The 24,563-nt window shown below is 73.0% G+C and carries 21 protein-coding genes; 3 read left to right on the plus strand and 18 right to left on the minus strand.

The window, feature by feature from the left end; all coding sequences use genetic code 11:
- Window positions 1-50: 50 nt before the first annotated feature.
- From ACIRRH_RS36320 to ACIRRH_RS36330, 3 genes are all read right to left on the minus strand, one after another.
- A complete protein-coding gene (locus ACIRRH_RS36320; protein ID WP_224284419.1) occupies window positions 51-389 on the minus strand; it encodes a P-II family nitrogen regulator in 339 nt (112 codons plus the stop codon).
- Entirely contained in the window at window positions 386-1,777 is a 1,392-nt protein-coding gene (locus ACIRRH_RS36325; RefSeq protein WP_403076128.1) for an ammonium transporter, read from the minus strand. The genes ACIRRH_RS36320 and ACIRRH_RS36325 overlap by 4 nt, the downstream gene beginning before the upstream one ends.
- Before the next feature lie 313 nt (window positions 1,778-2,090).
- Window positions 2,091-3,545, minus strand: a complete 1,455-nt coding sequence (locus ACIRRH_RS36330; RefSeq protein WP_403076131.1) for a hypothetical protein — start codon at window positions 3,543-3,545, stop codon at window positions 2,091-2,093.
- A gap of 637 nt (window positions 3,546-4,182) precedes the next feature.
- On the opposite strand from ACIRRH_RS36330, the gene ACIRRH_RS36335 reads away from it, so the two are divergent.
- A complete protein-coding gene (locus ACIRRH_RS36335) occupies window positions 4,183-4,860 on the plus strand; it encodes a bifunctional DNA primase/polymerase (RefSeq protein WP_403076132.1) in 678 nt (225 codons plus the stop codon).
- A gap of 120 nt (window positions 4,861-4,980) precedes the next feature.
- Here ACIRRH_RS36335 and ftsY read toward each other — a convergent pair whose 3' ends face one another.
- The 5 genes from ftsY to ACIRRH_RS36360 form a co-directional block, all read right to left on the minus strand.
- Window positions 4,981-6,207 (minus strand): signal recognition particle-docking protein FtsY, encoded by a 1,227-nt coding sequence (ftsY, locus tag ACIRRH_RS36340; protein WP_403076135.1) that lies wholly within the window; start codon window positions 6,205-6,207, stop codon window positions 4,981-4,983.
- Window positions 6,208-6,444: 237 nt separating this feature from the next.
- Window positions 6,445-10,098, minus strand: a complete 3,654-nt coding sequence (gene smc / locus ACIRRH_RS36345) for a chromosome segregation protein SMC (RefSeq protein ID WP_403076137.1) — start codon at window positions 10,096-10,098, stop codon at window positions 6,445-6,447.
- A 160-nt stretch (window positions 10,099-10,258) separates the two neighbouring features.
- Window positions 10,259-10,462 carry a hypothetical protein gene (locus ACIRRH_RS36350; protein ID WP_224278577.1) on the minus strand — a complete coding sequence of 68 codons (204 nt, stop codon included), beginning with the start codon at window positions 10,460-10,462 and terminating at the stop codon, window positions 10,259-10,261.
- Between the two features lie 435 nt (window positions 10,463-10,897).
- Entirely contained in the window at window positions 10,898-11,197 is a 300-nt protein-coding gene (locus ACIRRH_RS36355; protein WP_403076141.1) for an acylphosphatase, read from the minus strand.
- Between the two features lie 138 nt (window positions 11,198-11,335).
- Window positions 11,336-12,676 (minus strand): hypothetical protein, encoded by a 1,341-nt coding sequence (locus tag ACIRRH_RS36360; protein ID WP_403076144.1) that lies wholly within the window; start codon window positions 12,674-12,676, stop codon window positions 11,336-11,338.
- A gap of 304 nt (window positions 12,677-12,980) precedes the next feature.
- Here ACIRRH_RS36360 and ACIRRH_RS36365 point away from each other — a divergent pair, with 304 nt between their 5' ends.
- Window positions 12,981-13,901 (plus strand): hypothetical protein, encoded by a 921-nt coding sequence (locus tag ACIRRH_RS36365; RefSeq protein WP_403076147.1) that lies wholly within the window; start codon window positions 12,981-12,983, stop codon window positions 13,899-13,901.
- A gap of 7 nt (window positions 13,902-13,908) precedes the next feature.
- On the opposite strand, the gene mutM is transcribed toward ACIRRH_RS36365, so the two are convergent.
- The 10 genes from mutM to ACIRRH_RS36415 all read right to left on the minus strand — a co-directional run bounded on the left by mutM (window position 13,909) and on the right by ACIRRH_RS36415 (window position 23,905).
- Window positions 13,909-14,787: a bifunctional DNA-formamidopyrimidine glycosylase/DNA-(apurinic or apyrimidinic site) lyase gene (gene mutM, locus ACIRRH_RS36370; protein ID WP_403076149.1), complete on the minus strand. Its 879-nt coding sequence runs from the start codon at window positions 14,785-14,787 to the stop codon at window positions 13,909-13,911.
- 87 nt (window positions 14,788-14,874) lie between these two features.
- Window positions 14,875-15,663, minus strand: coding sequence for a ribonuclease III (gene rnc / locus ACIRRH_RS36375; protein ID WP_224278587.1), 789 nt, complete (start codon window positions 15,661-15,663; stop codon window positions 14,875-14,877).
- Between the two features lie 20 nt (window positions 15,664-15,683).
- Window positions 15,684-15,857, minus strand: coding sequence for a 50S ribosomal protein L32 (rpmF, locus tag ACIRRH_RS36380; protein WP_030275709.1), 174 nt, complete (start codon window positions 15,855-15,857; stop codon window positions 15,684-15,686).
- Window positions 15,858-15,859: 2 nt separating this feature from the next.
- A complete protein-coding gene (locus tag ACIRRH_RS36385; RefSeq protein WP_403076152.1) occupies window positions 15,860-16,504 on the minus strand; it encodes a YceD family protein in 645 nt (214 codons plus the stop codon).
- A 162-nt stretch (window positions 16,505-16,666) separates the two neighbouring features.
- Complete coding sequence (locus tag ACIRRH_RS36390) at window positions 16,667-17,890, minus strand: ATP synthase F0 subunit B (RefSeq protein WP_403076154.1); 1,224 nt, start codon at window positions 17,888-17,890, stop codon at window positions 16,667-16,669.
- Window positions 17,891-18,077: 187 nt separating this feature from the next.
- On the minus strand, window positions 18,078-18,569 hold the full coding sequence (gene coaD / locus ACIRRH_RS36395) for a pantetheine-phosphate adenylyltransferase (RefSeq protein WP_403076157.1): 492 nt from the start codon (window positions 18,567-18,569) through the stop codon (window positions 18,078-18,080).
- Window positions 18,570-18,618: 49 nt separating this feature from the next.
- On the minus strand, window positions 18,619-19,200 hold the full coding sequence (gene rsmD / locus ACIRRH_RS36400; protein WP_403076159.1) for a 16S rRNA (guanine(966)-N(2))-methyltransferase RsmD: 582 nt from the start codon (window positions 19,198-19,200) through the stop codon (window positions 18,619-18,621).
- Window positions 19,201-19,322: 122 nt separating this feature from the next.
- Window positions 19,323-19,856, minus strand: a complete 534-nt coding sequence (locus ACIRRH_RS36405; protein WP_224278597.1) for a hypothetical protein — start codon at window positions 19,854-19,856, stop codon at window positions 19,323-19,325.
- A 104-nt stretch (window positions 19,857-19,960) separates the two neighbouring features.
- Complete coding sequence (gene recG / locus ACIRRH_RS36410; RefSeq protein ID WP_403076162.1) at window positions 19,961-22,195, minus strand: ATP-dependent DNA helicase RecG; 2,235 nt, start codon at window positions 22,193-22,195, stop codon at window positions 19,961-19,963.
- A gap of 78 nt (window positions 22,196-22,273) precedes the next feature.
- The gene (locus ACIRRH_RS36415) at window positions 22,274-23,905 is read right to left on the minus strand and encodes a DAK2 domain-containing protein (protein WP_403076164.1); all 1,632 of its coding nucleotides are present in this window, start codon (window positions 23,903-23,905) and stop codon (window positions 22,274-22,276) included.
- A gap of 297 nt (window positions 23,906-24,202) precedes the next feature.
- Here ACIRRH_RS36415 and rpmB point away from each other — a divergent pair, with 297 nt between their 5' ends.
- Entirely contained in the window at window positions 24,203-24,388 is a 186-nt protein-coding gene (gene rpmB, locus ACIRRH_RS36420) for a 50S ribosomal protein L28 (protein ID WP_014138233.1), read from the plus strand.
- The last annotated feature ends 175 nt before the right edge of the window (window positions 24,389-24,563 follow it).

The raw sequence follows: 24,563 nt of genomic DNA on the forward strand, positions 1-24,563 counted from the left end.
CCCCGGGGTGGGCGGGCCCGCCGTCCGGCGCGAGGCGACCGGGCGCCGGGCTACAGGGCGTCCGGGCCGCGCTCGCCGGTGCGGACCCGTACGGCGGTGTCGACCGGGATGCTCCACACCTTGCCGTCGCCGATCTTCCCGGTCCGGGCGGCCTTCACCAGGACGTCGATCAGGTCCTCGGCGTCCTCGTCCTCGGCCAGGACCTCGATCCTGATCTTCGGCACCAGGTCCACGGTGTACTCGGCGCCCCGGTACACCTCGGTGTGGCCGCGCTGACGGCCGTAGCCGCTGGCCTCGGTGACGGTCAGGCCCTGCACCCCGAAGGCCTGCAGGGCGGCCTTCACCTCGTCCAGTCGGTACGGCTTGATCACGGCGGTGATGAGCTTCATCGGGCGTCGACCTCGGTCTTCTTCTCGGTGGGCTTCACGGCAGGCTCCGCGGCGACGGACTCCGCAGCAGCGGGCCGCTCGGCGACGGGCGTCGCAGCAGCGGCGGCCAGGCCCGGCAGGGCCCGGGCCAGGCCCGCCCCCACGGCGCTGAAATCGTAGGCGGACTCGGCATGTTCGGCCTGGTCGATACCGGCCACCTCCACCTCCCCGGTGACCCGGAAGCCGACCAGCCGGTCGACCGCCTTGGCCAGCAGCCAGGACAGCACGAAGGAGTACGCCGCAACCACCGCCACGCCCATCGCCTGCTTGCCCAGCTGCCCGGTCCCGCCCCCGTAGAACAGGCCCTTGACGCCCTGGCCGACCCCGCCGGTGGCGAACAGCCCGACCAGCAGCGAGCCGATCGCCCCGCCGACCGCGTGCACGCCCACCACGTCGAGCGAGTCGTCGAAGCCCCAGCGGTACTTGAGCGAGACGGCGGCGCAGCAGACCACGCCCGCGACCAGCCCGATCGCCACCGCGCCGAGTGGGCTGACCGAGCCGCAGGCCGGGGTGATCGCGACCAGTCCGGCCACCGCGCCGGAGGCGGCGCCCAGCGTGGTGAAGGCGCCGTGCCTGAACCTCTCGTAGACCAGCCAGCCGACCAGCGCCGCGCCGGTGGCGACCTGGGTGTTGACCATCGCCATCGCGGCGACGCCGTTGGCGGCCAGTGCCGAGCCCGCGTTGAAGCCGAACCAGCCGAACCAGAGCAGCCCGGAGCCGAGCATCACCAGCGGCAGGCTGTGCGGGCGCATCGGGTCCTTCTTGAAGCCGATCCGCTTGCCGAGCACCAGGCAGAGCGCGAGGCCGGCGACGCCCGCGTTGATGTGCACGGCGGTCCCGCCGGCGAAGTCGATCACGCCGTTGCGGTCGCCGAGCCAGCCACCGTGGCCGCCGTCGAAGAAGAACACCCAGTGCGCGACCGGGAAGTAGACGATCGTCACCCAGAGCGCGATGAACAGGCCCCAGGCGGCGAATCTGGCCCGGTCCGCGACGGCGCCGCTGATCAGTGCCGGGGTGATGACCGCGAACATCAGCTGGAAGAGCGCGAAGGCGGTGACCGGGATGGAGCCGGTCAGCTCGTCGAGGCCGAGGCCGCGCATCCCGAGGTGGTCCAGGTTGCCGATCAGGCCGGCGAAGGAGTCGGACCCGAAGCTGAGCGAGTAGCCGTAGAGGACCCACAGCACGCTGACGATGCCGAGCGAGAGGAAGCTCATCGCCAGCATGTTCAGCGTGCTCTTGGCCCTGACCATGCCCCCGTAGAAGAAGGCCAGCCCTGGGGTCATCAGCATGACCAGGGCCGCACTGATGAGTACGAAGGCGGTGTCGCCCGCGCTGAAGCCGTCCGGCATCGGCGTCTCCTCTGCGTCCAGGCCGACCCGTACCCGGGGATCCGTCCCGTGGTGCCACCCGGGGCGTCGGCGTTGGACAGGAGCGTGCCGAAGGCTGGTTTCGGCCAGTGCGGCCGGTTGTTTCACCGCCGTGACGCATGCGACGCGCGGGTTACGGCCGCGTGAACCGCGGCCGCGTGAACCGCGGCTGTGTGAACCGCGGCCCCGCCGCCCGGCGGGCAGCGCCGCCGGACGCCGGACACGCCACCGACCGTGACGGCGGCGGCCGCCACGGTCGGTGGAGCTTTCCCCGGGGAGTCCTCGGCGGGACCGGTCAGACCACCGAGACGAACTCCGGGATGTCCTGGACCACCCGCTCCTTGAGCCGGCTCACCGCGTCCACGCCCTTGAACCGGGCCGCGGCGGCCTCCGTGGTCTTGCGCACCCGGGAGTTCAGCCGCTCCGAGCGCACCTTGGCGGCGATGTCCACCGCCTGCTCGGCCATCACCACCGCCTGCTCGGCCTCCTTCTGCAGCAGGTGGACGCTGGCCATGCCGATCAGGTTGAAGGCGTACGAGCGCACGTGGTCGGCGTCCTGGCGGAACAGGTCGACCGCGCGCTCCATCACCGGCGCGGACATCGAGGCGTAGAGCTCGGCGTTGTCCGAGTGGTACGCGAGGTCGCGGAAGGAGTGCGCGTTCTCGGCGTTCAGCTCGGCCGGTGAGAAGAACTTCAGCCAGTCCGGATCCCCGTCCCCCTCCCGGATGTCGGTGAAGGTGTCCTCGGCCAGCCGGATCGCCCGGGCGCAGCGGTTGACCTCGCCGATGGTGGCGTAGGCGCGCGCCTCCATCGCGTACAGCAGGGACTGCTGGCGCGGGGTGGCGGTGTCGCGGCTGCCGTACTGGGCCAGGTGGATGAGCTCCAGGGCGTCCTCGCCCCGGTTGAGGTGGATCATCTGGCGGCTCATGTCGGTGAGGATCAGTGCGCCGAACGGGCGGTCGCCCGCCTCCTTGGCCGCGTGCAGGGCGAGCACGTAGTACTTCTGCGCGCTCGGGTGCATCCCGACGTCGTACGACATCCACCCGGCCAGGTGGGCGAGTTCGGCGGTGAGCCGGAACAGCCGCTTGGTGGTGTCCTCGCTGTACGTCTCCTGGAGCAGGTCGGTGACCTCGTGCAGCTGGCCGACGACGGCCTTGCGGCGCAGACCGCCGCCGTTCTGCGCATCCCACTGCCGGAACATGACCGTGGTCTGTTCGAGCAGTTCGAGCTCGGGTTCGGAGAGCCGACCGGTGAACGCCTCACCGCCGTTGGCCGCGGTGAGGATCGGGGTGGGGACGCCGGACGGGCCGGGGGCGAGCCAGCGCTGCATCGGCTCGATCAGCGCGGCACCCGCGGTCAGCGCCAGCGAGGTGCCGAGGAAGCCCCGGCGGTTGAGCATGAGGTCGCTGCGGGAGTAGTCACTGATCAGCTGGACGGTCTGCGGACCGCTCCACGGCAGGTCGACGCCGCCGCCCACGGTCGAGACCGGGATCGCGGCGCGCAGGCCGAGGTCCTCGACCGAGACCACCGAGCCGAACCGCTCGGAGAAGAGTTCCGACATGATCTTGGGAATCGGCTCGCGGGGCTGCTCGCCGTCGAGCCATCGGCGCACCCGCGAGGTGTCGGTGGACACGTGGTGGGCGCCGATCTGCCGGGCCCGGCGGTTGACCTGGCGAGCCAACTCACCCTTGGACCAGCCACTGCGGGCGAACCACGTGGTCAGCTTCTCATTCGGTTGCTTCTCTGCCATGGGTAACGTCCCCATCCCGCCCGGCCCCTAGCGGGGCCCCCGATCGTGACCGCCCGACGGTTGCGGGCTCTTGCCAGACGTGCCGTGCCTGAGGTGTTGCGGCGCCGCGGTGCTGCCGTACCGCAGCGCCCTCGCACTGGTGTGCCATCGTTGCGGACGATCCGTCAGATTCCCAACTCCCGCTCCTCGACGGCCCGGAACGGACTCCTCGACGACATCCGCGTGCTGAACGTAATGCCCCGCGAGGGAGCCACGGGAGCGGCCCTGGCGAAACGCCACCTTTCGCCACCCCCAGGAGTGAACCGAAGCCCGGGGGCACACGCTTCACTTGGGGAGTCCCGGTGGCCCGGCATATGCGGGCCACCAAGTCCCCCGGCCCATCCCGGAGGACCCGGAAGACTCCGCAACCAACCGCAGCCACAGGCGAGTTCACCGTCCACTCGGGACGGCGGCAGTCTCACGCACACGACGATCCGGCATCGGCGCCGCCCCCACAAGGCGGCGCCCGAGGCGTGCCTGCGGAACAGGCGCACACCACGCGCTGCGCGCCGCCACTGCACTACGCACCACACAGCTGACAATCGACACACAGTCACCGTCCCGTAACCATCGGCAACGAGATCCTGTTGGGGGAGGCATGGACAACCTGTTCGGCGAACTTCGGCTGGGGCACCTGCGGCTGGTACCGCTGGGCGCGCGCCGCCGCACCAAGGTCACCGCGTCCCAGGCCGCCGCGGAGTACACCGGCCGCTGGGGCTGGGCGGTCGCCACCGGCGACCCGGCCGGCTCCGCCACCGCCCCGACCCGCTGTCCCTGCGGTTCCCCCCGCTGCGCCGCGCCCGGCCTCCACCCCGTGCCGGGTTGCGGCCGCCCGGCCCGCGCCACCCGCGCCGAGGGCTCGGTGCTGTTCCCCACCGGCCGCGCCTTCGACGTCCTGGACGTCCCCGAGCAGGCCGGCCTCCAGGCGCTGGTCCGCCTGGAGCGGATGGGCACGCAGGTGGGCCCGGTGCTCGCCGCCCCCACCGGCCGGCTCCAGTTCCTCGTCGCTGCCGGCACCGCCCGGCGCCTGCCCGACCTGCTGTACCGGATGGGCTGGGACGACGCCGCGCTCGACCTGACCTGCCACGGCGAGGGCAGCTACGTCGCGGCCCCGCCCACCGTGCTCGGCGGCCTCGGCCCGGTCCGCTGGCTGCGCCGCCCCACCCGCGACAACGCGGGCTGCCCGCCCGAGGCCCGGCTGCTGCTCGGCACCCTCGCCTACGCCTGCCACCGCAGCCGCGAGCGCACCGCCGAGCCGGCCTGGATGGCCTCCTGACCCACCGGCCCGGCCGTCCGGACACGCGAGAGGGCCCGCCCCCCGGAGGGAGCGGGCCCTTCGTGCGGCCTTCGCACGGTCCACGTACCGCCTTCGTACGCTCGTCGTACGCGGGGAGCCTCAGTCCCCGATCAGCGCGTCCACGAACGCCCCCGGCTCGAACGGAGCCAGGTCGTCCGCGCCTTCGCCCAGGCCGATCAGCTTGACCGGCACGCCCAGGTCGCGCTGGACCGCGACCACGATGCCGCCCTTGGCGGTGCCGTCCAGCTTGGTCAGCACGATGCCGGTGATGTCGACCACCTCGGCGAACACCCGGGCCTGGATCAGGCCGTTCTGGCCGGTGGTGGCGTCCAGCACCAGCAGCACCTCGTCCACCGGGCCGTGCTTCTCGACGACCCGCTTGACCTTGCCCAGCTCGTCCATCAGGCCGGTCTTGGTGTGCAGGCGGCCGGCGGTGTCGATCAGCACGGTGTCCGCGCCCTCGGCGATGCCCTCCTTGACCGCGTCGAAGGCGATCGAGGCCGGGTCCCCGCCCTCCGGGCCGCGCACGGTGCGCGCACCCACCCGCTCGCCCCAGGTCTGGAGCTGGTCGGCGGCGGCAGCGCGGAAGGTGTCGGCGGCGCCGAGCACCACCTTGCGGCCGTCGGCGACCAGGACCCGGGCCAGCTTGCCGGTGGTGGTGGTCTTGCCGACGCCGTTGACGCCGACCACCAGGACCACCGCCGGGCCCTCCTCGTGCCTGGTGGAGCGGACGGTGCGGTCGGCGTCCTTGCCGATCAGCTCGACCAGCTCCTCGCGCAGCAGCGCGCGCAGCTCCTCGGGCGTACGGGTGCCGAGCACCTTCACCCGGGTGCGCAGCCGCTCGACCAGCTCCTGGGTGGGGGCGACGCCGACGTCGGCGGTGAGCAGCGTGTCCTCGATCTCCTCCCAGGTGTCCTCGTCCAGGTGCTCCCGGGAGAGCAGCGAGAGCAGGCCCTTGCCGAGCGAGTTCTGCGAGCGGGAGAGCCGCGAGCGCAGCCGGACCAGCCGGCCCGCGGTGGGCTCGGGGACCTCGACGGCGGGCGCCGCCTCGGCCTCGGCGGGCGCGACCTCAACGGCCTCGACGGCCTCGGGTGCCTCGGCCTCCGCCGGGAGTTCCACCTCCTCGACGGTGCGGCGGGGCGCCTCGGTCGGCGGCGCGGCCTCCTCGCCGACCTGGGGCTCCTGCGGGGTGGGCTTCGGCGCCGTGATGACCGGCGCCTGCGACTTCGGGGGCAGCTGCCGGCGTCGTCTGCCGGAAACGATGAGGCCTGTGATCGCGACGATGGCGACCACGGCGATGACTACGGCGAGGATCACGTATTCCACATAAATCTCCTTCGTTGGGTCCCTCGATAGAGTGATCCTTCGGTCACCGACGCACGAGCGTCCCCGCCTCCCCTACGCTGGCCGCTGTGCCGTCCGGCACCGGTCAGGGCTTGGCCGTCACGAGGTTGTCCGACGGCTGAGTGAGAAGCCCCCTCACACGAGGGGGAGGAGTCACAACCGCTCCAGTATCCGGGATCGGTCCCGCCGAGGGCAGCTGCCCCGGCTCGGGCTGTCGGGTCAGTGCCCCGTCAGCCCGGAGGCACTCGCCTCCTCTCGCTTCCGAGGTGGCACCGCACGCGATCTGCGCTCCCGGTGCTCTCCCCCGGCCTGGCGGCCGGGAGGTGCCCCCACGCGCAACCGCTGGCTGATCACCTGCGAAATGCCGTCCCCCTTCATAGTCACCCCGTACAGCGCGTCGGCCGACTCCATGGTGAGCTTCTGGTGGGTGATGACGATCAGCTGGGAGCTCTCCCGCAGCTCCTCCATGATCCCGATCAGCCGCCGCAGGTTGGTCTCGTCCAGCGCCGCCTCCACCTCGTCCATCACGTAGAACGGACTGGGCCGGGCCTTGAAGATCGCCACCAGCAGCGCCACCGCGGTCAGCGAGCGCTCGCCGCCGGACAGCAGCGACAGCCGCTTGACCTTCTTGCCCGGCGGGCGGGCCTCCACCTCGACCCCGGTGGCCAGCATGTCGTCCGGGTCGGTCAGCACCAGCCTGCCCTCCCCGCCCGGGAAGAGCCGGGCGAAGACGCCCTCGAACTGGGCGGCGGTGTCGTGGTACGCCGAGGTGAACAGCTGCTCGACCCGCTGGTCCACGTCCCGGACGATGTCCAGCAGGTCGCGCCGGCTGCGCTTGAGGTCGTCCAGTTGCTCGCCGAGGAACCGGTGGCGCTCCTCCAGCGCGGCGAACTCCTCCAGCGCCAGCGGGTTGACCTTGCCGAGCTGCTGGTACGCCTTCTCGGCCGCCCGCAGCCGCTTCTCCTGCTCCGCCCGGACGTACGGGTGCGGCTCCCCCGGCTCCGTCCCGTCCTCGGGCGTCGAGGGCGGGACGGGCTGGTCCGGTCCGTACGAGGCGAGCAGCTCGCCGCCGTCGATGCCGAACTCCTCCAGCGCCCGGGCCTCCAGCTGCTCGATCCGCAGCCGCTTCTCGGCGCGCAGCACCTCGTCCCGGTGGCCGGCGTCGACCAGCTTGTCCAGCTCCTCCTTGAGGCCGCGGCCGTGCTCGCGGTGCTCGCGCAGCTCCTGCTCGCGCCCGGCGCGCGCCTGCTCGACCGCCGCCCGCCCGGCGTCCGCGCGGGCCAGCGACACCTCCAGGCAGGCCAGCAGCTGCCGGGCGCCCGCCGCGACGGCGTTCGCCACCGCGGCGTCGTGCTCGGCGCGCCGGCGGCGCTCGGCGGCACGGGCGCGCGCCTCGCGCTCGGCGCGGGCGGCCCGGTCCAGCTGGTCGGCCCGGCCGGCCAGGGCGCGGACCCGCTCCTCGTGGGTGCGCACCGCGAGCCGGGCCTCCAGTTCGGCCTGCCGGGCGGCGCTCGCGGCCTCGGTCAGTCGCTGCTGCTCGGCGGTGTCCGGCTCGTCCTCCCCCGCCTCGGCCGACTCCTCGGCAGCGGCCAGGCGCTCCACCAACTCCTCGGCACCGTCGAGCAGTTCGGTCAGCCCCTGCTCGGCCCGCGCGGCGGCGGCCGACAGCCGATCGGCCTCCCCGGCGGCGGCGCGGGCCTGCCCGCCGAGCCGGCCGAGTGCCCCGGCGACCTGGGCCCGCTCCTTCTCCGCCTGCCGCCGCCGCTCGGCCAGTTGCTCCACCTCGGCGGCCGACTCCCGCCGCCGCCCGGTGAGTTCCGCCAGCCGCTCGGCCGACTCGGCGCAGCGCGCGGTGAGTTCCCGGATCGCCCGGGCCGCCTCGTCCACCGCTGCCTGGGTCTCCAGCAGGCTCGGCGCACCGCCGGACCCGCCCTGGGCGAAGCCGGCGCCGAGCCGGTCCCCCTCGGCGGTGACGGCGCAGAGTCCGGGGTGCTCGTCGACCAGCCGCAGCGCCTGGTCGAGGTCCGCGACCACCGCCACCCCGGCCAGCAGCCGCCGGACCGCCCCGAGCAACTCGGCCGGGCCGTCCACCAGCTCGGCCGCCCAGCGGGCCCCGACCGGCAACTCCCCAGCCGCATAGGCCACTTCGGCGAAACCGGCGATCAGCAGCGCGGCCCGGCCTGCGTCCTCGGCCCGCAGCAGCCGCAGCGCCCCGGCAGCAGCAGACGGCGAGTCGACGGCCACCGCGTCGGCCGCCGCACCGAGCGCCGCGGCGAGCGGCACCTCGTACCCGGCCTCGATCCGCAGCAGCGCGGCCGCCGGGCCGAGCAGCCCGCCCAGCCGCTCCCCCGCGTCCAGCAGCGCGCCGGTGCCGTCCTTGCGGCGCAGCCCGAGGGAGAGCGCCTCGTGCCGCGCAGTCAGCCCGGCCCGCTCGCGCTCGGCGGCGCCGGCCACCTCCCGCGCCGCGGCCAGTTCCGCTTCGACGGCGGCCAGCTCCTCGCGCGCCTGCCGGTACCGGGCCTCGGCCTGCGCGTCGTCCCCGGCCAGGCCGTCCACCTGCTGCTGGAGTTCGTCCAGCTCGCCCTGCGCGGCCTCGGCGCGCAGCAGCGCCTCGTCCCTGGCCTCGGTGAGCCGGCCGATCTCGGCCTGCGCCGCGGCGGCCCTGGACCGGGCGGCGGCGGCCTGCCCCTGCAGCCGGGCCAGGCCCTCCCGACGGTCGGCGATGGCCCGGGCGGCGTCCCGCAGCCGGCGCTCCTCCGCGGCCAGCTCCCGTTCCAGTCCGTCCTTGCGCTCGACCGCCTCGGCCAACGCGTACCGGGCCTCCTCCAGCGCCTCGGTCAGCGCGGCCTCCTCCTCGCGGACCCGTTCGGCCTCCCGTTCCAGCTCCTCCGGGTCACGCCCGCGCCGCTCCTCGCCCCGGCCCCCGGCGGCGGCGTGCCGGGCCCGGGCCTCGGCCAGCCCGATGGTGCCACGGGTGCGCTCGGCGAGCGCGGAGAGCCGGTACCAGGTCTGCCGGGCCGTCTCCAGACCGGGACCGAGCTGCTGGACCTGCGCCTCCAGAACGCGCTCGCGCTGCACCGCGGCGGCCAGCTCCTGCTCGACGGTGGTACGGCGCAGCCGCAGCGCCAGCTCGTCCGCGACCTCGGCCTCGACGGCCCGGCGGAGCGTGCACAGGTCGTCGGCGAGCAGCCGCAGCCGGGCGTCGCGCAGGTCCGCCTGGATGCCGGCGGCCCGGCGGGCGATCCGGGCCTGCCGGCCGAGCGGTCCGAGCTGGCGGCGCAGTTCGGCCACCAGGTCCTGGACCCGGTTGAGGTTGGCCTGCATCGCGTCCAGCTTGCGCAGCGCCTTCTCCTTGCGCTTGCGGTGCTTGAGGACGCCGGCCGCCTCCTCGATGAAGGCGCGCCGGCCCATCGGGTCGGCGTGCAGCACGGAGTCCAGCTGGCCCTGCCCGACGATGACGTGCATCTCGCGGCCGATGCCGGAGTCGGAGAGCAGCTCCTGGATGTCCAGCAGGCGGCAGGTCTCGCCGTTGAGCGCGTACTCGCTGCCGCCGTTGCGGAACATGGTCCGGGTGATGGTCACCTCGGAGTAGTCGATCGGCAGGGCGCCGTCGCTGTTGTCGACGGTGAGGCTGACCTCGGCACGGCCGAGCGGGGCGCGCCCGCTGGTCCCGGCGAAGATGACGTCCTCCATCTTGCCGCCGCGCAGCGACTTGGCCCCCTGCTCGCCCATCACCCAGGACAGCGCGTCGACCACGTTCGACTTGCCGGAGCCGTTCGGGCCGACGACGCAGGTGATGCCGGGCTCGAAGCGCAGGGTGGTGCTGGAGGCGAAGGACTTGAACCCGCGCAGCGTCAGACTCTTCAGGTGCACGCGGCCGGTCTCCTCGTCACTCGCCAGGGCCCCAGCGTGCGACTGTATCCGGAGTCGGACACGACGAAGGGACGCCACATCCGGGCGTCCCTTGCAAGCTGCGTCCCTTTCGGGGCGGCTCAGTGCACAGCGGCGTCGATCTGCGAGGACCGGGCGGGACTCAGGTGAGAGCCGGCTCCCGCTGATCCAGATCGATGCTGTTGAGCAGCGAGTGCTCGCCGGTGACAGCGGTCAGAGCGTCGTTCTCAGCCTGCATCCGAAGGAGCTCTGCTTCAAGCTCCTGGACGCGCTGCTGAAGCCGCCGCATCTCGGAGAGCATTCGCGGGTCGGGGCCGCCGACGTACCCGAGAAGCGCCTTTGCCATGATGAATGGTCCTCCACGCTGAGTGACCGAACCGGAACGGTACAGGTCTAGGGGGAAGGGGGACGCACGCGCGGCGCGCCACCGGAAGTGCTGGCTGGGCACTACGGCGCAACCACCGTGAGCTGGGCTCACGAGGGCATGCACCTGCCGGGAAAACGCGATCGTGTGCGCGGGCTTCCAGCGTCTCACCAAAGACGGTACGGGTCAACACGATCACCGCACGCTACCGCCCCCCTGTCACCTGCCCGGCGGTGTCGTCACGCCTGGGGGCCTCGGGACGGATCCACCACGTGCTCGTGGATCATCGTTCGATGCGGAGTCAACCACGAGTCTGCCCGGATGGCAACCTCGTGACACCGACTGTTCCGGATCTTTTCCCGGAAGCCCGCGCGGCGGGCCTCCGACGGGCCGCCGAAGGGCCGGGTCGGGGCGGGCTCAGCGGATCTCGAAACCCTCGTAGCCAGGGCCGACGGCCGTCCAGATCTCGGTGACCCCGCTGACGTTGCCCGGGGTCCCCTGGCCGCGCAGCAGCGCCAGCAACTGCTCGCAGTCGGCCGCGAGCCCCTCGGCCACCACCTGCACCCGGCCGTCGCCGAGGTTGCTCGCGTAGCCGGTCAGGCCGATCTCCAACGCCCGCGCCCTGGTCCACCAGCGGAACCCGACCTCCTGGACCTTCCCCCGGACCCAGGCGGTCACCCGGACCGGTTCCTCACTGTGGGCGTCGCGACCGTGCATGCCCCCGACCCTAGCCGCCCACGCGCCCGGTCACAGCGCGGCCCGGCCCGCCCCGCGGACGCCTGCCGCGCACCCGGACGGGAGCGGCCCCGCCGGAGGACCGGCGGGGCCGCTGAAGTGGACGTCGGCTCGGGCGGGTTACCAGTCCCCGCCGCCGAAGTCCCCGCCGCCGAAGTCGCCGCCACCACCGAAGTCGCCGCCGCTGAAGTCGGCCGGGTTGAAGTCGGCGCCGGTGAAGTCGCCGCCCTCGTACTGGTCCTGGTAGCCCCCGCCCATCATCGGCGCCGCCGCGTAGGCCGGGGAGCTCATCATGGAGCCGAGCATGGTGCCGACCAGCAGGCCGGGCAGCAGACCGCCGCCGAAGCTGCTGTAGTAGCCGCCCGCGTACGGGGCGTACGCCGGGCCGGCGTTCCAGTACGGCTGCGGGCCCTGGTCGGTGTCCACGGTGCGGACGGCCGGGTCGAGGCCGGCCGCCACCCGGTCCGCGTCGGCCTGGCAGACCGGCACGGAACGGGCGGAGCCGCCGCCCGGGGCCCAGTCCACGTCCTTGACGGACGGGCCGTGGCGCGGGTCCATGAAGCACGGGGGACGGCGCTCGGGCAGCGGGCGCTTGTCCCGCCGGGCGCTCAGGGTGGCCAGCGCGAACCGGCCGTCCTCGATCGCCTCGGTGACCTGCTTGACGTCCTCGGGCTTCTTGGCCTCGTCCATCAGCCGCTTGGACTTCTCGTACGAGTCCAGGGCGTGGCTGTAGTCGGTGCGCTGGGCCTCGTCGGCGTCCGCCGCGCCCGGGTTGAAGTCGAGCCGGTCCAGTTCCTCACCGAAGGCGGTGATGTCCTCGTCCACCACCCGGCGCAGCTGCTCCAGCTCGGCCCGGGCCTGCTCCTCCTTGTGCTTCTTGGCGCGGCGGAACAGCAGGAAGACGCCGGTGCCGGCGAGCGCGACCAGCACGAGCGGGATGACTACCCAGGCGATCGAGGTGCTGTGGTTGACCCCGGTGCCCTTGGTCTGCGGGACGGCCTGGTCGACGAAGGAGTTCAGGGTGGCGCCGATGTCGCCGCCGTTCGAGCGGAAGGCCGCGCCGGCGATGCGCTGCGGCTGGCCCGCGCCGATCGCGCCGCGGTCGCCGCCGGCTTCGAACTTGTCGCCGTGCCAGACCGCGTAGACGCCGTCGATGCCCACCAGGGTGCGGAGGTCCTGGAGGTTGGACTTCGCGTAGGCCGGAGCGTCGGGGATGACCGCGATGAAGATCGGCTTGTCGGCCTTGTCGATCTTCTTGGTCAGGTCGTCGGCCTGGGCCTGGCTGAAGCGGCTCGTCATGGCCGGGTCGACGTAGACCTGGCCCTTCTTCAGGGTGGCTGCGGCGTCACTCAGACCGGCGGCCGCCGAGGCCGCGGGTGCCAGCAGGAGCAGCAGCCCGAGCAGCGCCGCCACCAGGGCAAGCGGCCCGGCGCCCCGGGAACGTCGTGCAAGGGTTCTCATGCCCCGACGCTACCGTGACCGGCCCCCGAGAACGCCATACCCTTCGCATACTGGTCTTGACAAGACTCCCCGCCGACCGCCGGGGCCGCTCCCCTCCTCGGGGATGATGTTTCCCTCAGCCACCCCTGAAACGGGGCCCGCGCGGGAACCGCGGGAGGCCGTCGGACGTACGTTCCGGCAGGCCCGCCCCGGTTTCCGGGGCACTCCGGGGGGCGTGCCGACCGTACCGTGCGAACGGGCATAGTGGTCCCGGACCGCCGGTCCCATTACCTGATCTTGACCCAACTCCCGATCGGAGCGCTCGGTGATCATCGGCCTCGTCACTGCCGTGGCGGCATCCGCCTGCTACGGCACCGGCTCGGTCCTCCAGGCCGTCGGATCCCGCCGCTCGGCCCGGGAGGAGGCGGCCAAGGGCGCCACCACCTCGACCACCGAGCACGGCGGCCCGAGCCTGTCCTCGACCGCGAAGGCCGCCGTCACCTGGGAGTTCATCCTCGGCACGGTGCTCGACCTGATCGGTTTCGGGCTCGGCGCGCTGGCCGCCCGGCTGCTGCCGCTGTTCCTCTCCCAGACCATCATCAGCGCCAACCTGGTGATCACCGCGGTGCTCAGCATCAAGCTGCTGGGCATCCGGCTCAAGCAGCTGGAGTGGGCCTCGATCGCCGTGCTCTGCTCGGCGCTGGTGCTGCTGGCCGTCTCGGCCGGACCGGAGGGCGGCCACCACGCGGCGATGCCCTTCCACTGGTGGCTGCTGATCATCACCACCGTGCTGCTGGTCGGCGGCAGCCTGCTGGTGCGGTGGATGGGCTCCAACGGCGCGATCGTCGCCGGTCTGCTCTCCGGCCTCGGCTTCGGCGCCCTGGGCGTCGGGGTGCGCATCCTCAACGGCATCGAGCCGTTCGACCTCGGCTCGCTGCTCTCCGACCCGGCGCTGTACGCGGTGCTGGTCGGCGGCATCGGCGGGATGTACATCCACACCGTGGCGCTCCAGATCGGCTCGGTGAACGGTGCGACCGCCGCACTGGTGGTCGGCGAGACGGTGCTGCCCGGCGCGGTCGGCGTGCTCTGGCTCGGCGACTCCTCCAAGGCCGGCCTGGGCTGGCTCGGCGTGATCGGCTTCCTGCTCGCGGTGGTCGCCGCGGTCGGGGTCGCCTACTTCGGCCAGGACACCCACGGCGCGCCCGGGGAGGCGGCCTCGGAGGAGGCCGAACTCGCCCGGAGGTAGCGCGGGCTCAGCCCCCGCTGCGGGTGCGCGGCACGCGCTGGCAGCGGGGGCAGAAGTAGCTGGAGCGGTTCATCCAGGCCGCCCGCCGGATCGGGGTGCCGCAGCGGCGGCAGGGCTCCTGCTCGCGGCCGTAGGCGTCGAGGTCCCGGGAGAAGTAGCCGCTCTCGCCGTTCACGTTGACGTAGAGGCTGTCGAAGCTGGTGCCGCCGACGGCGAGCGCCGAGGTCATCACGTCCCGGGCGTTGGCCAGCAGGAGCAGGGCCTTCGGGCGGGTGAGCGTCGCGGTCGGGCGGTCGTAGTGCAGCCCGGAGCGCCACAGCGCCTCGTCGGCGTAGATGTTGCCGACGCCGCTGATGAGGGTCTGGTCGAGCAGGGCGCGCTTGACCGTGGTCCGCTTGGCGCGCAGCGCGGCCACGAAGGCGGCGTCGTCGAAGCGCGGGTCGAGCGGGTCGCGGGCGATGTGCGCGATGGAGACCGGGGTGCCCTCCGGGTCCCCGTCCTCGGCCTCCTCGACCGCCAGGCCGCCGAAGGTCCGCTGATCAACGAAGCGCAGTTCGCGCCCGCCGTCGGCGAAGCGCAGCCGCACCCGCAGGTGCGTCTCGTCGGGTACGGACGGGTCCTGGACGAGGAGTTGGCCGCTCATCCCGAGGTGGCCGATCAGCGAGAATCCTGCCCCGGTACCGGCCAGCGGCACCCACAGGTACTTGCCGCGCCGCTGCGCGGTGCCGAGGGTGGTGCCGGTCAGCCGGGCCGTGAAGTCGGCCGAGCCGGCCGGCTGGCGGCGCACCGCGCGCGGGTGCAGCACCTGGACGTCGGTGACGGTGCGCCCGGCCACCCAGTTGGCCAGACCACGGCGGACGACCTCGACCTCGGGAAGTTCGGGCACGGGAACACGCCTCCTGCTCGGTACGGATCACCAGGAGTGAAGGCTACTTCGACACACCTCTGCCCGGGGCGCTCGCTGCGCTCCGCGCTATGCCCCGGCGGGCAGCCGGTCGGCGTACTTCTCCTTGATCGCGCGCCAGGCGCTCTCGGCGGCCTTCTGCTCGGCTTCCTTCTTCGAGCGGCCGACGCCACTGCCGAAGTCCTCGCCGGCGACCCGGGCCGCCGCGGTGAAGGTCTTCTCGTGGTCCGGACCGGACTCCATGACCACGTACTCCGGCACTCCGATGCCCACCGAGGCGGTGAGCTCCTGGAGGCTGGTCTTCCAGTCCAGGCCGGCGCCCAGCTGAGAGGACTCCTCGATCAGCGGGTCGAACAGCCGGTGGACGAACTCGGTGGCCGCGTCCAGCCCCTGGTCCAGGTAGATGGCGCCGATCACGGCCTCGACGGTGTCGGCGAGGATCGACGACTTGTCGCGGCCGCCGGTGCCCTCCTCGCCCTTGCCGAGCCGGATGAACGCGCCGAGCTCCAGGCCGCGGCCGACGTCCGCGAGCGCGCGGGAGTTGACCACCGCGGCGCGCAGCTTGGCGAGCGTGCCCTCCGGGACGTCCGGGTGGACGCGGTAGAGGGTGTCGGTCACCACCAGGCCCAGCACCGAGTCGCCGAGGAACTCCAGGCGTTCGTTGGTGGGCAGCCCACCGTTCTCGTACGCGTACGAGCGGTGGGTCAGGGCACGTACCAGAAGGGCGCGCTCAAGCGTGTACCCGAGGCGCCCTTCCAGGACGTCGTATTCGGTCGAAGCCGGCCCGCCGGCCTTGCCGCCGCCCGAAGAACCCTTCGGGGCGGTGGACGCCTTGCGGGTGGAGTTACCGTCCGACATCGATCCGTACACCCCGCCGATCAGACCGAGAGGACCTGGCGACGGTTGTACGTGCCGCAGCTCGGGCACGCGATGTGCGCCAGCTTCGGCTCGTGGCAGCGGTCGCACGCCACGAGGGCCGGGGCAACGGCCTTCCAGTTGGAACGGCGGTGGCGCGTGTTGCTGCGCGACATCTTCCGCTTCGGAACAGCCACGGCTACTTCTCCTGGTTCTCGGCGAGACCCTCACGGGTGTCGCTGTTCTTAGATCCGTCACCCTCGTCGCCGGGGGCGGCGGAGAGTCCCTGCAGAGCCGCCCACCGGGGGTCGGCGGCATCGTGGTGGTGCGCCGGGTCGTCACTCAGGCGCGCTCCGCACTCGGAGCACAGGCCCAGGCAGTCTTCCTGGCACACCGGCTGCAGCGGCAGTGCGAGCACCACCGCGTCACGCAGCACCGGCTGGAGGTCGAAGAAGTCGCCCTCCAGACGGTAAGTCTCTTCTTCCGAGTCCTCGTCGAGGTCCTCGGCCCCGGCGGTCCGGGCGCGATGACGCTCGTCGGACTCCGGGTAGTAGTACAGCTCCTGGAAGTCCACGTCGACGTCGAACTCGACGGGCTCCAGGCACCGGACGCACTCGCCCTCGACGTGGGTCTCGGCGGTGCCGGTGACCAGCACGCCCTCGACCACGGACTCCAGGCGGAGCTCCAGCTCGATCGGGCTCTTCTCCGGCACGCCGATCACGTCGATGATCCCGAAGCCCTCGGGGGCCTCCAGGGTCCGGCTCACCTTGCGCATCGAGCCCGGGCGACGACCGAGCTCGTGCGTGTCGAACACGAGGGGGTCGCGGTGGTCGAGGCGGTTCACGGTGTCCTGACTTCCATGGGGAATCTTCGATTGCGTCTCCGTCCGGTCGGCGTTGCGAGGGCAAGCCGACAGCCGGACATGGAGAGGCCGGAGTGGTCAGACTACCGGAGTCTCCCGCCAGGCCCAACTTCGGTCCCGTCAGGAGACTCCCGCACGGTCCGCTCAGCGGCCGCCGAGCTCCCGCAGCCTGGTCATGTCGATCATGCTGGTGTCGAAGAAGCTGGTCTCGTCCAGGCCCTGGCCCTGGCCCTGGCCCTGGCCCTGGCCCTGTCCCTGGCCCTGTCCCTGGCCCTGCTGCGGGTGCGGCACGGCCGGCGGGGCGGCGGGCGGCTGGGGATAGGTGTAGCCGTCGTACGACTGCGCGGCGTAGCCCGGCTGCTGCTGGGGATAGCCGTAGCCCCCCTGCTGCTGCTCCGGGTAGCCCTGCTGCCCGTAGCCGCCCTGGCCCCACTGGGTGTTGTACGGATCACCCTGGCCGGCCGGGTCGTAGCCGCCGCCGTACACCTCGGCGTACTGCCCGCCCGGCTGCTGCCCGCCAGGCTGCTGGGCGGCCGCGTACTGGTCGGTGCCGGGGGCCTGCCAGCCGGCCGCGGCCGGGGTCTGCTCCGGCCAGGTCTGCTGCTGCGGGACGTCCTCGCGGTACCAGGCGATGTCCTCGCCCTCGGCGTCCTGGGCGAAGCCCGCCGCCACCGCCTCGGCCCGCTCCTTGGCCTGCTGGGCCTGGTCGGCGGCGGCCAGGTAGGCGCCGAGCTCGTCGATGGGGCGCTTGCCGAGCAGCTTGTCCCGGCCCTTGCCGACCGCCTCCAGGGTGGCGCCGAGCACGTTCTCCAGGGTGGCGAGCTTCACATCGACGTACTCGTCCACCTCGGGGCTCGGGCTGATCCGCTGCGGGCGGAACTCCTCGCCGTCGCTCTCGCCCTCGGGCTCGGTCTCGAAGACGCTGGAGTCACCGCGCAGCTTGGTGCGGCCGCGGCCGACCGCGCCGAGCGTCTTGGTGAGCACGACCTCGAAGTTGGCGAGCTTGCTGTCCACGTAGTCGTCGGCCTCGGCCCGCTTGGTGTCGACCTCGGCGCGCGCCTCGGCGAGGATCCGGTCGGCCTGGGCCTGGGCCTGGCGGACCACCTCGGTGTCCGAGATCAGCGAGCCGCGCTCGGCGTGCGCGCCCTGGATGATCCGCTCGGCCTCGGCCTGGGCACCCGCCACCACCTGCTCGTGGTCGGCCATCACCGACTGGGCGTGGGCGAGTTCGGCGGGCAGGGCCGACTTGAGGTCGTTGAGCAGGCCGATCAGCTCGGCCCGGTTCACCACGCAGGAGGCCGACATCGGCATCGAGCGGGCGTTCTCGACCGCCGCCACGATCTCGTCGACCTTGTTCTGCACGTCCACGGGGCTTCGTCTTTCCGTGTGCCGCCGACGGTCCGGCGGAGGCAGGCCCGACGCGGTGGACCTCACCGCAGGGCAGGAATACAGACTGTACGGCCACGGCCGGGCGGGGTCACAACGCCTGAGCCGAACCGGTCTTCCGCCCGCGGGACAATCCGTGACGAACCGGCAGAAACGGACAGGCAGCGGACTACTGCGCGGCCTTGCGCTCCGCGATCCGCTCGACCAGCCGGCGGTGCACCGTCGCAGGCAGCAGGTGCGAGACGTCGCCACCGTACGAGGCGACCTCCTTGGCCAGCGTCGAGGAGAGGAAGCTGTACGTCGGCGAGGTCGGCAGGAACAGCGTCTCCACGCCGGTCAGGCCGTTGTTCATGTGCGCCATCTGCAGTTCGTAGTCGAAGTCGCTGACCGCGCGCAGGCCCTTGACGATCGCCGGGATGCCGCGCTCGCGGCAGTAGTCCACCAGCAGGCCCTGGTGCGACTCGACCGCCACGTTGCCGAAGTCCGCGGTGACCTCCTCGATCAGGCCGATCCGCTCCGCGATGCTGAACATGCCCTGCTTGTTCGGGTTCACCAGGACCGCGACGTGCACCACGTCGTACAGCTTCGAGGCGCGCTCGATGATGTCGAGGTGGCCGTTGTGGATCGGGTCGAACGAACCGGGACAGACGGCTCGACGCATGGCGTGTGTGCTCCCTCGTGGGGTGACGGCTGCTGCGGGCCGCGGCCTGTTACTCCTGCTCACCGGCCGCGGCGGCGCGACCGTACCAGAGCGTGCCCTCGCCGTAGCGGCGGGAGCGCAGCTCCTCGAAACCCTCGGGCCAGTCGAACCTGCCGCCGCGGGTGCTGCGCTCCACGGTGACGAGTACGTCCTCCGCGAGCCAGCCCCCGGCCAGGAGTGTGATCAGCATCTCGCGGACCTCCTCGTCCGTCACCACGTACGGCGGGTCGAGGAAGACCAGGTCGTACGGGCTCTGCGGGGGCGGGCCGATGATCACCTTCTCCGCCTTGGCGGCCCGCACCTCGGCCCCCGGCAGGCCGATCGCCCGGACGTTCTCCCGGATCACCCGGGCCGCCTGGCCGTCCGCCTCGACCAGCAGGACGTGCTCGGCGCCGCGCGACAGCGCCTCCAGTCCGACCGCGCCCGATCCGCCGAACAGGTCCAGCATCCGGGTCCCGTGCAGGGTGCCGCGCAGCGCCTCCAGGGTGGAGAACATCGCCTCACGGGCCTTGTCGGAGGTCGGGCGGGTGCCCCGGCCGGGCGGTACGGCCAGTCGGCGGCCGCCGGCCGCCCCGGCGATCACGCGGGTCATGGTGGTGGGAGGTCCTTTCGTCGCTGCCCGACCACGCTATCCCGATCACCGCACCGCGCTCACGCCGAACGGGTGCGGCCCGGCGGGAGCATCCCGCCGGGCCGCGCTGTGGCACGCGGTGCTCAGCTCGCCTCGGAGCCCGCCGACTGGGCCGGGACGCCCGCGCCGAGCAGGGCCGGCGAGGCGTAGCGGGACCAGGACAGGCAGCCGTCGGGCGGGCAGAACTCGGGGCGGCGCGGGTCGTGCCCGAGCTCACGCAGCTTGGTCCGGACGGAGTCGGGCGTGCGGCCGAAGCGGGCGGCGATCCGGGCGATGGTCTCGCCGTCGTGGAAGCGCCGGACCAGTTCCTCCTCGTGCTGCGGCACCCAGGGGGCGCCGTGGCCGGGGTACAGCTCGCGCAGCACGTCGCGGTCGGGGATGGGCTCGGAGACGTCGGCGACGATCGCCAGCGCCCGCAGCGCGCGGTTGAGCGCGATCCGCAGCGAGGCGACGTCCTCGACCGGCAGGCGGAGCTTGCCCGAGGCGAGCGGCGAGGCGGCCGCCCCCTCGCGCCAGCCGGTCAGGGTGAGGGTGACTTCGCGGTCGTCGTCGCTGGCGAGTTCGATCCGGAAGACCTTGTCGCCCAGCGGGAGCTCGTTGAGATGACGGAATGCCATGGCATGACCCCCAAGTGTCGTGCCAGGTACGCACCTTGGGGGTGCGCCCTGAACACCTTCATTCTCTCCCGGGGGTCTGACAATCCGGCCCGTCCGAGGCCCTCTCAGCCCTTCTCCATGTAGGCCGCGCGGTCCTCGTCGAGCAGGCTCTCCAGCGCGGTGCGCAGCTCCGGGTGGGCGGCCAGGTCCGGGTCCTCGGCGACCAGCCGGGTGGCCTCGGTGCGGGCGGTGAGGATGACCTCCTCGTCCTCCAGCACCGAGAGCACCTTGAGCGAGGACTTCACCCCGGACTGGGCCTGGCCCAGCACGTCGCCCTCGCGGCGCTGTTCGAGGTCGATCCGGGACAGCTCGAAGCCGTCCAGGGTGCCCGCCACCGCGTCCAGCCGGGCCCTTGCGGCGCTGCCCCCGGGCATCTCGCTGACCAGCAGGCACAGGCCCGCCGCGCTGCCGCGACCGACCCGGCCACGCAGCTGGTGGAGCTGGGAGACGCCGAAGCGGTCGGCGTCCATGATGACCATCGCGGTGGAGTTGGGGACGTTGACGCCGACCTCGATCACCGTGGTGGCGACCAGCACGTCCACCTCGCCGGCCGCGAACCGGCGCATCACCTCGTCCTTGGCCTCCGGCGCGAGCCGACCGTGCAGGATCTCCACCCGCAGGCCGCTCAGCGGGCCCTTCGTCAGCTTCTCCGCCGTCTCCACCACCGAGAGCGGGGGCCGCCGTTCGTCGCTCGCGGCGCCTTCGTCGGCGACCTCCTCGAAGTCCTCCTCGGCGGCCTTGCGGCGCTTCTTCTTCGGGTCGGTGGCGGGCTCCTCGTCCCCGATCCGGGGGCAGACCACGTACGCCTGGTGGCCCTTGGCGACCTCCTCGCGGACCCGCTCCCAGGCCCGGGTGAGGAAGTTGGGCTTCTCCAGCGCCGGGACGACGTGGGTGGAGATCGGCGAGCGGCCGGCCGGCAGCTGGTCCAGGACGGAGGTCTCCAGGTCCCCGAAGACCGTCATCGCGACGGTGCGCGGGATCGGGGTGGCGGTCATCACCAGCAGATGCGGCGGCTGCTCGCCCTTGGCGCGCAGCGCGTCCCGCTGCTCGACGCCGAAGCGGTGCTGCTCGTCCACCACGACCAGGCCGAGGTCCTGGAACTGCACCTTGTCCTCGATCAGCGCGTGGGTGCCGATGGCGATCCCGGCGTCCCCGCAGGCCATGTCGAGCAGCGCCTGACGGCGGGCGGCGACGCCCATCGAGCCGGTCAGCAGCACCACCCGGGTGCCGAGGTCGGAGCCTCCGAGCATTCCGCCCTCGGCGAGGTCCCCCATCATCTCGACGATCGAGCGGTGGTGCTGCTGGGCGAGCACCTCGGTGGGCGCCAGCAGCACCGCCTGGCCGCCCGAGTCCACCACGGCGAGCATGGCGCGCAGCGCGACCAGCGTCTTCCCGGAGCCGACCTCGCCCTGGAGCAGCCGGTGCATCGGGTGTTCGGTGGCGAGGTCGGCGGCGATCTCGGCGGAGACTTTTTGCTGGCCCTCGGTGAGGGTGAACGGCAGCCGGGCGTCGAAGGCGTCCAGCAGGCCGCCCTCGCGGGCCCTGCGCGGCTTGGCGGGCAGGGCGGAGTCGGCGGCCCGGCGCTGCGCGAGGGCGACCTGGAGCACGAAGGCCTCGTCCCAGCGCAGCCGGCTCTGGGCGCGCTCGCGGTCGGCGTGGCCGCGCGGGCGGTGGATCAGCTCCAGCGCCTCGGGCAGCGGGATCAGGTCGTGCCGCTCGCGCAGTTCGGCGGGCAGCGGTTCGCCGACGTCGCCGAGGTGCTTGGTGAGCGCGGTCTCGATGCAGATCGACAGCTTCCAGCTGGGCATCTGCGCGCTGGCGCCGTACACCGGGATGAGCCGGCCGGCGAACTGCTGCGCGGCGTCGCCAGCTCCGGTTGACGCAGTGGCGTCCTCGTCGAGCAGCTGGTAGTCCGGCGAGACCAGCTGGCGGGTCCGGTTGAAGACTCCGACCTTGCCCGCGAACAGGCCCTGTGCGCCGGGCTTGAGCTCCTTCTGCCGCCAGCCCTGGTTGAAGAAGACCAGCGAGAGCCGGCTGCGGCCGTCGGTGACGACGACCTCCAGCCGGTCGCCCTTGCGGCCGCGGAACGGGATCAGGGTGACCTTCTCGATCCGGGCCAGCACGGTGACGTGCTCGTCGATCTCCAGCTCGTCCAGGCTGGTGAGCTGGCCGCGTTCGACGTAGCGGCGCGGGTAGTGGTGCAGCAGGTCCCCGACCGTGCGCAGCTTGAGGCTGTCGGCGAGCACCTTCGCGGTGCGGTCGCCGACGAGCTTGGTCAGTGGTTCATCGAGAGCGCCCATCAGGCCCCTGTTTACACCAAGGCACCGACGAACAGTGCTGCTACTCGCCCGCTCGCCTCCCCAGGGGGCTCGGGGCGGCTACTCCACCCCGATGAGCAGCGGCGCCGGCTCCTGTCCGCCGTGGAAGACCACCGCGTCCACCTCGGGCCGCCGGTGCCGGACGTGGGAGACCAGCCGTTCGGCGAGCGCCTCGTCGGTGCCCTCGCCGAGGATCAGGGTGACCAGTTCGCCGCCCGCCCCGAGCATCCGGTCCAGCACGCTCTCGCCGACCTCGGCCAGCCCCGCGCCGATCACCGCGACATCGCCGTCGATCAGCCCGAGCACGTCCCCGGCCTGGCAGACCCCGGCCATCGTCCAGGACTCCCCCTCGGCGACGGCCAGTTCGGCGTACCGGGTGGCCCCGGCGGCGGAGGTCATGGCGACCACGTCCTCGTCGAAGCGGCGGCCGCCCTCGTGCACCGCCAGCGCCGCCAGGCCCTGCACCGGCGAGCGGGTGGGCAGGACGGCGATCCGCACCCCCTCCTCGCGCAGCTGGTCGGCGGCGGCCCCGGCGGCGGCGCGCAGTTCGGGGTCGTTGAGCAGCAGGACGACCTCGCGGGCGGCCGAGCGGCGCACTGCGGCGGCGAGTTCGGCGCTGGCCGGCGGGCGGTCCGGGTCGGCGTGCAGGACGACGGCGCCGGCCTGCTCGCAGAGTTCGGCCAGGCCCTCGCCGGAGACCACCGAGAGCACCGCGCGGGCACGTTCCTCGCGCTCGCCGCGCTCGGCGGTGGTGCCGGCCCGGGCGGCGGCCTCGGCGAAGTGGGTGATCCGGATCTGGTGCGGGCGCCCTGCCCCGACCCCGGCCTCCACGGCGGCGCCCGCGTCGTCCACGTGGACGTGCACGTTCCACAGGCCGTCGCCGCCGCCGATCACCAGCGAGTCGCCGAGCCCGCCGAGCCGCTCGCGCAGCGCGGGCAGCGCCTCGTCGGGGGCGTCCAGCAGGTAGATGACCTCGAAGGCGGGGTGGCCGGGGCCGGGCGGCCTGAGGTGCGTCTCGCAGCTCTCGACGGCCCGGATGTCCCCGCGCAGCGCGACCGGCCCCATCGGCTGCTGTCCGGCGACGGCGTCGGCGAGCGCGCCGAGGACGGCCACCAGGCCGCGCCCGCCGGCGTCCACCACCCCGTTCTCGGCCAGCACGGCGAGCTGCTCGGGGGTGTGCCGCAGCGCGTCCCGGGCGGCCCGGTAGGCGGTGTCGGCGACCTGCGCGAGCCCGTCCCCGGCCCGGACGGCCTCCCGGGCGGCGACCCGGGCGACGGTCAGCAGGGTGCCCTCGACGGGCTCCGCGACGGCCTGGTAGGCGGAGTCGGCGGCCCGTTGCAGGGCGGCCCGCAGCTGTTCGGCGCCGCCTCCCTCGGCCAGCGTCTCGGCGGTGCCGCGCAGCCACTGGGCGAGGATCACCCCGGAGTTGCCGCGGGCGCCGACCAGTGCGCCGCGGGCCATCGCCCGGACCGTGTCGGCCAGCCCGGGGGCCGGGTCGACGGCGGGGTCGGCGAAGCGGCTCTCCACCTCGGCGGCGGCGGACTCGACGGTCAGGTAGAGGTTGGTGCCGGTGTCGCCGTCCGGGACGGGATAGACGTTGAGCGCGTCGATCTCCTCGCGGGCCTGGCCGAGCGCGCGCAGCGCGAGCTGGCACCAGGTGCGCACGGCCGGGGCGTCGAGCGTGTGCAGCACCAGGTCTCCTCCGGATGGGACGCCGCGGTGGCCCGAGGGGCAGCGCACAGTCGGGCCTGCGGCAAGGGGTGATACCGGCAGGTTATCGGGGCGGGGCAGGGCCGTCCGTCCCGGCGACCGGAGCGATCACTCGGCCGGTCATGGTAGTTTCGTGGGACGGAAGCAAGCGTTGTATGCTCTTCCGGTTGCCTGGAACCGTCCAGGCTCACCCCATCGTCCGGTCCGGTTCACGTGAGTGTTCTGGTGGGTGAGTGGGGTTTTCGAAAGTATCTGATCTGAAGTCTTGGAGTGACTCCTGTGGCTGCCAACTGCGACGTCTGCGGCAAGGGGCCGGGCTTCGGCAACAGCATCTCCCACTCTCACCGCCGTACCCCCCGTCGTTGGAACCCCAACATCCAGACGGTGCGCGCTGTGATTGGGCGGACGCCGAAGCGGCTCAACGTCTGCACCTCGTGCATCAAGGCCGGTAAGGTCTCGCGCTGACGCGCAGACCGGCATGCCGGTCCTCCAGTGAGCCGGTTCATCCTCGGATGGGCCGGCTTCGCTGTTTCCGTGGCCGGCTACGCCGTTTTCCGGACTCACCGGTGGTGGGGGGGGGGGGGGGGGGGGGGGGGCCGCCCCCCCCCCCGGGGGGGGGGGGGGGGGCCCGGGCCGCCCC

Source organism: Kitasatospora sp. NPDC101235, from assembly GCF_044767505.1.
GTDB lineage: Bacteria > Actinomycetota > Actinomycetes > Streptomycetales > Streptomycetaceae > Kitasatospora.